Annotated in this window: 6 protein-coding genes; 4 read left to right on the top strand and 2 right to left on the bottom strand. The window is 70.3% G+C overall.

The features are described from left to right. On the bottom strand, positions 1–400 hold a 400-nt coding region (locus tag KD1_RS07180), incomplete at its 3' end, for a glycosyltransferase family 2 protein (RefSeq protein WP_157073229.1). Positions 401–411: 11 nt separating this feature from the next. Next, positions 412–2361, bottom strand: a complete 1950-nt coding sequence (locus KD1_RS17170; RefSeq protein ID WP_217995824.1) for a WecB/TagA/CpsF family glycosyltransferase — start codon at positions 2359–2361, stop codon at positions 412–414. A 64-nt stretch (positions 2362–2425) separates the two neighbouring features. On the opposite strand from KD1_RS17170, the gene KD1_RS07195 reads away from it, so the two are divergent. From KD1_RS07195 to fabG, 4 genes are all read left to right on the top strand, one after another. Further along, entirely contained in the window at positions 2426–3808 is a 1383-nt protein-coding gene (locus tag KD1_RS07195; protein WP_068399676.1) for an MFS transporter, read from the top strand. 204 nt (positions 3809–4012) lie between these two features. Then, complete coding sequence (locus KD1_RS07200) at positions 4013–5161, top strand: acyl-CoA dehydrogenase family protein (RefSeq protein WP_068399679.1); 1149 nt, start codon at positions 4013–4015, stop codon at positions 5159–5161. Then, positions 5158–6387, top strand: coding sequence for a CoA transferase (locus KD1_RS07205; protein ID WP_217995826.1), 1230 nt, complete (start codon positions 5158–5160; stop codon positions 6385–6387). Before KD1_RS07200 ends, KD1_RS07205 begins: the two co-directional genes overlap by 4 nt. Beyond that, complete coding sequence (gene fabG / locus KD1_RS07210) at positions 6384–7118, top strand: 3-oxoacyl-ACP reductase FabG (RefSeq protein ID WP_068399682.1); 735 nt, start codon at positions 6384–6386, stop codon at positions 7116–7118. The genes KD1_RS07205 and fabG overlap by 4 nt, the downstream gene beginning before the upstream one ends. Positions 7119–7165 lie beyond the last annotated feature (47 nt).

Here is a 7165-nt window from a genome sequence, read left to right on the forward strand (position 1 = left end):
CCGCCGGCAGCGCCTGCCACACCCGGTAGTACGCGCGCACCGGCCAGCCGACCCCGGTCTGGTCGAAACGACGCTCCGGCCCGACCGCCAGGGCCTCGCCGGCCTCGACCGCGGCCGCCAGCCGCCCCACGTCGCGCCCGCTGATGACGACGTCGGCGTCCACATACGCCCGCGTGCCGAAGCCGGCGACCTCATCACCTCGGCGCAGCGCCGCAGCCTTGGATGCCTCGGTGATCTCCTCGACCCGCACGCCCGGCCAGCGCCGCGCCACCTTGGCCGTGTCGTCCGTGCAGCCGTTGCACACGACGATGACCTCGAGGTCGGCGCCGTGCAGGGCGCGCAACAGCCGGGGCAGGACCGCGGCCTCGTTGTGCGCGGGCACGATGACGGACACGGTCACGGCCGCTCACCTCACAACCGCGACCGGTGCACGAACTCGCGGGCGGTGGCGGCGACGAACGCGGAGTTGGTGCGTACGTATCGCATGGTGAGTCGACGAGGCTCCTGCTTGAGGCGGTAGGCCCATTCCATCCCGGCGCGCTGCCACGCCAACGGCGCCCGCTCGACCAGCCCGGCCATGACGTCGAACGCGCCCCCGACACCGTGCATGACGGGGATGTCGAGGTCCTGGCTGAAGTGGCCGACGAAGTGTTCCTTCTTGGGCGTGGTCATCCCGAGGAAGACCATGTCGGCGCCGGAGGCGGCGATGCCGGCGGCCACCGCGTCGGCCTCCTCGTCGGTGAAGTAGCCGTGTCGGCTCCCGACGATCCGGGCCCGCGGGTAGCGCCGCGCGATCTGCGCCTCGACGGCGGACAGCACCTCGGGGCGTGCCCCGAGCAGATACACCCCGTACGCATGGTCATTGGCCAGACCGAGCAGCGACTCGAACAGGTCGATACCCGCCACGCGCTCGGGCAGGGCGTCGCCGAGCACCTTGCTGGCCCACACCACCGACTGTCCGTCGGCCAGCACGAGATCGCACTCGGCGAGTGATTCGCGCAATTGCGCATCGGAGCGCAGTTTGATCACCTTGGCGGCATTGACCATCCCGATGCGGATCGGCGTGTGGCTGGCGATGGCGCCATGACACCGTTCGATGACCTCGGGCATGGTCACGGCATCGACCTCCATGCCGTACAGCAGGGCCCGCGGTTGGCGTGACTTCACCGGAGCCTGGCCGGCCATCGGCACCGCCGGGCGGATGATCGTGCGGCCGGCGCGCGAGTTCCACGCGTAGAGCAGCCACCCGAGTTCGTAGGGGCGGCACTCGCGGTCGATGACGTTCGCCGGCAGGGCCCAGTCGACCCCCGGCGGGTGCCACCCGGGCTTGACCGATGTGGTCAGGGCCGCGGCGGTGCGGGCGGTCCGACGGCCGCGCCGGGCCACCTTGCGCCAGATCACCGCGTGTTCCTCGTCGACGAGTTCGCTGAAGACCTCGGGGTGGATGTGCAGCCAGTCCACGCCCTTGAGCGCGGCGTCGGTGTGGTCGTCGCCGCCGCACTCGGCCAGGTCGAACAGGGCCATGGGTGCCATCGCGTGCTGGTGGACGCTGTAGACCGGGTAGCGCTCAGCGACGCTGCCGTCACGCACGTCGTAGTGCCACCACCACTGGCCCTCGTCGCCCTGCAGGGCGACGATGCGTGCGGCGCAGCGGTTGGCGGCGAGCATCGCGTCGGGGTCGGTCGTGGCCCGGGCGAGACGGGCCAGCGCCTGGATCGGGTAGACCTGATCGGCGAAACAGGCCAGATGCCGCCGCAGCGCCGCGGCGGACGACGTGGGCAGCCCGTGCGGGAACAGACCGGAGCCGTGCTGGGAGTCCATGAGCCGCCGGCCGGCCTTGCGCATGACCACCTGGACATCGACCTGCTCGCTCGACACGGATCGCGCGGCCGTCGCCGCCGTGAGCATCCAGGCGGTCGGCACCGTCGCCAGGGGATCACCGTGTTCGAGCAGGACGCGCAGGCGGGCGAAGAGGTCCGCGTCCACGATGCCGGCGACCTCGGCCGCGGCCCAGGCCACGAGCGCCAGCTCACCGGGTTCGTGCAGGGAGTCGGCATCACGAAGCAGATGCCTCGTCAGGTCGGCGGCGCTCTCGCCGTCGAGCACCGCGCGTTGGGTGGCGTCGTCGCAGTGGCCCAGGCCCAGGGCCGTGATCGCGGTGTAGCGCACGCTGACGCCCTCACGCATGAGGGCCGGTCCGGTGCCGGTGTTGACCCCCCGTAGGGTGTGGGCGAACCGGCGGTTCGACCGCCGGTACATGCTGGCCAGTCCAGCCGGCGCCAAGCGGGCGTACCCGCCCATCGTCGGGGCGCCGGCCTTGAGCTCGGTGACATGGGTCGTGTTGGGATTCTGGTAGAACACTGCGCTCCCCTACGTGGTGATGGATGACACAAACGCAATCCCCCAAAGGTAGGTGAAATGTGATATGGGCGCGCAGGATTTGACGAAACTGCGCCACCCCGGGCCCGTGGCCTACGTGGCGCTGCTGGGCGCGACGGCGATGGGCGCCATCTCCGGAACGGTGATCTCCGCCCCCGTGGCGCAGATCGCGCAGGCGCTCGGGATCGACGTTCGGCAGACGGTCGTGGCCATCGCCGCCTTCTCGGTCGCCCTTGTCATCGGATCGCCGTTGGCCGGCTGGTCGTGCGACCGCATCGGTCCGCGACGTTTCATGGTGGCCTCGCTGCTGGCCCTCGTCGTGTTCCAGCTCGGCGCGGCCCTGGCACCCAACCTGGCCGTGCTCGTGGCCATGCGGTTGGGGCAGGGCCTGGCCTGCGCGGGCGTGCCGGCCGGAGTGCAGCGGGCCTTGGCGGCACACTGGCCCGACAACCAGCGCCAGGTCATGGCCGCGTGGGCGGCGGCGATCGGCGTGGGTCAGGCGATCGGCCCGCCGCTGGGCGGTGCCGTCGCCCAGTGGTTCGGCTGGCGGATGATCTTCATCGTCGTCGCGGTGATCGTTCTGGCCCTGACCGCCGTCATCGTGCGCTCGGTCCCCGAGGTACCGCCCTCGCCCACCCCCATCGACGTCTCGGCCCTGACCGGACTCGCCGTCGGAGCCGGATGCGCCGCCGTCGGCGCCACCCTCATCGGCCAGAACCTCCTCGCCGGCGGCAGTGCCCTGCTCGTGGGCGGACTGATCCTCCTCGCCTACTACCTCCGACCGACCCGACCGGCGCCGCTCCTCGGCGCCGCCGGGGCGAGCTCGCTCTACTGGCTGGCCACCCTCGCGGCGACGACGGCGATGTTCGCGATGAGCTCGGTGGTCAACAGCGTGCCGATCCATTTGAGCTCGACCCTGGGTCTGAGCCCGGGGCCGATCGGGCTGTACTCGTTCGCGATGCCGCTGGGCATGGTGGCCTTCTCGCCGCTCGCGGGGCGCCTGTCCGAACGGATCGGCGTGACCGCGACCCTGACGACCGGGGCGGTGGTGCTGCTCGTCGCTCCGCTCGGTTTGGGAGTGTTGGAATGGCGACTGACCGACACCGCGCTCCTCGTGCCGCTCGTCCCGACCCTGTTCGTCATCGGCTGCGGCGTGGGGTGCGTGGCCGGGATGGCCGGGGCCATGCTCGTCTCCGTGCCGGGCCTGAGCGGCATGGCCATGGGCGTGCACAACGTCGCCCGTTTCCTCGGCATCGCGTGCGGCGTCGGCTGGGTCGCCTTCGCCCTGCGATTCCACCAACCCGTGGTGATGTACCTCGGCACCGCGGTCCTGGCGGCCGTCACCGTGGTGGTGGCCGTGGCCTGGCAGGTCGGTCGGCGCCGCGACGGCCGGGATCCGGCTGACCACCATGCGGGCGAACGGCCCTGATCGATACCGATTCACCCACCGACCCATAGTCAGAGTGGAACAGTGCGCGCCCGCAGGCCTGCAATCACGCACTTCTCGCTGCGGCGACGCCATGCGGGGCGGTCGGAGCCAGTTGCCACACCAGTCGGCCTCGGCCACGCTGAGTCGGGATCGAGCCGTGACATCCCGGTCACTTCGGCGTTGACAACACAGGAGTACACACCCGTGGAAGCAGACGAGTTCCAGGCCATTCTTGACGCGGTGCGCACCTTCGTGGAGAAGGAGGTCATCCCCGCCGAGGACGAGATCGAGGAGACCGACGCGATCCCCGAGCGAATCCGCACCGCCGCCGCCGACATGGGACTCTTCGGCTACGCCCTCCCGGTCGAATACGGCGGCCTGGGGCTGACCATGAGCGAAGAGGTGCAGCTCGCCATGGTCGTCGGCCGCACCACGCCGGCCTTCCGCTCGATGTTCGGCACCAACAACGGCATCGCCGGCCAGGTGCTCGTCAACCTCGGCACCGACGCGCAGAAGCAGAAGTATCTGCCGGGTCTGGCGGCCGGCGACCTCATCGGCTCGTTCGCGTTGACCGAGCCCGACGCCGGCTCCGACCCGTCCGGCATGCGCACCCGCGCGGTCAAGGACGGCGACGACTACATCATCAACGGGCAGAAGCGGTTCATCACCAACGCGCCCGAGGCCCACGTGCTCATGGCCTTCGCCCGCACCGGTGAGGAGACCAGTGGCACCAAGGGGATCTCCGTGTTCGCCATCGACACGACGCTCCCCGGCGTGACCATCGGCCCGTCCGACGCCAAGATGGGCCAGCGCGGCGCCCACACCGCCGAGGTGTTCTTCGACAACGTTCGCGTGAGCAGGGACGACCTCATCGGCGGGGTCGAGGGCGAGGGCTTCGGCACGGCGATGAAGTCGCTGGCCAAGGGTCGCCTGCACATCGGCGCGCTGTGCGTCGGTCTGGCCGAGCGTCTCATCGAGGAATCCGTCACGCACGCCGTGAACCAGACCCAGGGCGGCACCCCGATCGGCGAGTTCCAGCTCGTGCAGGCGATGCTCGCCGACAGCAAGACCGAGGCGTACGCCGGGCGCGCGATGGTCATCGAGGCGGCGCGCACGTACGACGACGGCTCCGACATGCGCACCGCCCCGTCGGCCGCCAAGCTCTTCTGCACCGAGATGGTTGACCGCGTCGCCGACCGCGCCGTGCAGATCCACGGCGGGCTCGGGTACATGCAGGAGGTCAAGGTCTCCCGGTTCTACCGCGACGCCCGGCTGTTCCGCCTCTACGAGGGCACCAGCGAGATCCAGCGGACCATCGTCGCGCGGGCCATGCTGCGCGAGGCGCGCAAGTGACCGATCCGGGGGCGATCCCGGCGCATCAGCCGCTCACCGGGGTTCGGGTGCTCGAACTGTCGAGCTACGTCGCCACGCCGCTGTGCGGTCTGACGCTCGCGCAGCTCGGTGCGGAGGTCATCCGCATCGAGCCGCCGGGCGGGGCCGCCGACCGGACGCGGCTCCCGCTGGCCGCCGACGGCACGAGCTACTACTGGACCGGTCTGAACAAGGGCAAGCACGCGCTCGCGGTCGACCTGCGTGACCCGGCCGGGCAGCAGGTCGTCAGCGATCTCGCCGCCGGGGCCGACATCGTCGTCGCGAACGCGCCCTACTCGGGTCTGGTCACGGCGGCGGCGTTGCGCGAACGCCACCCGGGGCTGATCCACATCCTCCTGACGGGCACGTGGACCGGAGCGCCGAGCGTGGACTATCTCGCGCAGGCGTCGGTCGGATTTCAGCACGTCACCGGACCGCAGGGCCATGGTGTGCCGGTCAACCATGTCCTGCCCGCGTGGGATGTCATTGCCGGCGGCTATCTCGCGACGGGCGTGCTTGCGGCGCTCCGTCGTCGCGACCTCACCGGTGCCGGAGCGTCGATCACCCTCGCCCTCGAGGACGTCGCCCTGGCCACGGCGGGCAACCTCGGTCTGCTGACCCAGGCCCAGCTCGAGACCGTCGGCCGCGGCCCGGACGGCAACTACGTCTACGGCACCTACGGTCGTGACTTCCGCCTCGCCGACGGTGCGCGGATCATGCTCGTCATCCTCACCGACCGGCATTGGCACCAGTTGCTCGACGCGGCCGGACTGGCAGACGCCATCGCCGGGCTTGAGGTGTCGCTGCAGGTGTCGTTCGACGACGAGCAGGTGCGGTTCCGGTACCGCGAGGTCATCAGTGCCCTGCTCGAACCGTGGTTCGCCGGGCTCGATGTCGACGGACTGACCGCCGCGCTGGCGGGCAAGCGGATCCTGTGGTCGGTGTACCGCGACTTCGACGAGGCCGCGCGTCACCTGAGCGAGAACCCCCTGTTCAGCGAACTCGACCAACCCGGTGTGGGTCGGCATCTGGCCCCGAGTTCACCGCTGGTCATCGACGGCACGAGAACCGGGGCGAACGCCGCTCCGGTCGTCGGCCAGCACACCCGCACGATCCTCGCCGACGCCCTCGGTGCGGAGACCTACACGACACTGCTCGAGTCGAACGTCATCGACTCGGCCGACTCACCGAAGAGGAGAACATCATGACCCTGCTCAAGGACAAGGTCGCCATCATCACCGGCGGAGCCCAGGGCCTGGGCCTGGCCATGGCCGAGGAGTTCGTCAAGGCCGGCGCCAAGGTCGTCGTCGCCGACCTCAACGAGGAGTCCGCCAAGGCCGCGGCCGAAGGGCTTGACGGAGAAGCGTTCGGCATCGGGTGCAACGTCGTCAACGCCGACGAGGTCCAGGCCGCCATCGACGCCGCGCTGGCGAAGTGGGGCAGCCTCGACGTGTTCGTCAACAACGCCGGCATCACGCGCGACGCGACGATGCGCAAGATGACCGAGGACGAGTTCGACGCCGTCATCTCCGTGCACCTCAAGGGCTGCTGGAACGGCACGCGCCTCGCCTCGGCCGTGATGCGCGAGCAGAAGTCGGGCACGATCGTCAACATCTCCAGCCTCTCCGGCAAGGTCGGCATGGTCGGCCAGACCAACTACTCCGCGGCCAAGGCCGGCATCGTCGGCATGAGCAAGGCCGCCGCCAAGGAGATGGCCCACCACGGCGTGCGCGTCAACGCCATCCAGCCCGGTCTGATCCGTTCGGCGATGACCGAGGCGATGCCGCAGAAGGCCTGGGACCAGAAGATGGCCGAGATCCCGATGCAGCGCGCCGGCGAGCCGAACGAGGTCGCCACGGTCGCGCTGTTCCTGGCCAGCGACATGTCGTCGTACATGACCGGCACGGTGCTGGAGGTCACCGGCGGCCGCTTCATGTGACCCACCCCTGATCCCCGCCCCCGCCCCTCGCGGTTCGAGGTATTACC

It is taken from the genome of Kribbia dieselivorans NBRC 106261 (genome assembly GCF_001552435.1).
Classification (GTDB): Bacteria; Actinomycetota; Actinomycetes; order Actinomycetales; family Dermatophilaceae; genus Kribbia; species Kribbia dieselivorans.